We start from the raw sequence: 548 nt of genomic DNA, 5'->3' as shown, positions 1-548 counted from the left end.
GGCCGGCATCGTCACGATGTCGATACCGATAAGTTTGGCCGCTTCGCGCCAGCGATCGGCAATCGGCGTTTTAAACAAAATATTCTGATCGGCCGGGGCGGTGAGCCAGGCGTTGTCCAGAATCTCCTGCTCCAACTGACCCTTTTCCCACGACGAGTAGCCCAGCGCCACTAGTACGTCGCTCGGCTGTTTATCAGTACCAAGGGTTTCCAGCACTTCGCGCGAGGTGGTGATCACCGTGTTGTCGGAGATGCGAATGCTGGAGGAAAAGTCAGATGGTGGGGTATGCAGAATAAAGCCGCGGTCTTCCGCCAGCGGGCCGCCGACCATTACCGGTTTATCCAGACGAATATCCGGATTACGCGGCTCCGGCACAATTTTCAGTTTCTCCAGGATCCCTTCCACCTGCAGATTTTCCAGCGGCTTATTGATAATAATGCCCATGGCGCCATCGTCGTTGTACTCGCAGATATAGACGACGGAGCGACGGAAAATGGGGTCCTGTAGAGCAGGCATGGCAATCAGAAAGTGATGCTGTAAATTCATTG

At 54.4% G+C, this 548-nt stretch carries 1 protein-coding gene; it reads right to left on the bottom strand.

Going from position 1 to position 548, the window contains the following annotated elements; translation table 11 throughout:
* The coding region (locus AACX88_RS17570; protein ID WP_339394142.1) for a YqgE/AlgH family protein at positions 1-548 on the bottom strand (548 nt) is incomplete at both ends.

The organism is Brevibacterium metallidurans, from assembly GCF_037101285.1.
In the GTDB taxonomy this organism is placed as follows: Bacteria; Actinomycetota; Actinomycetes; order Actinomycetales; family Brevibacteriaceae; genus Brevibacterium; species Brevibacterium metallidurans.
The sequence above is the reverse complement of the archived record's forward strand: the minus strand, read 5'-3'. Positions and strand labels throughout refer to the sequence as shown.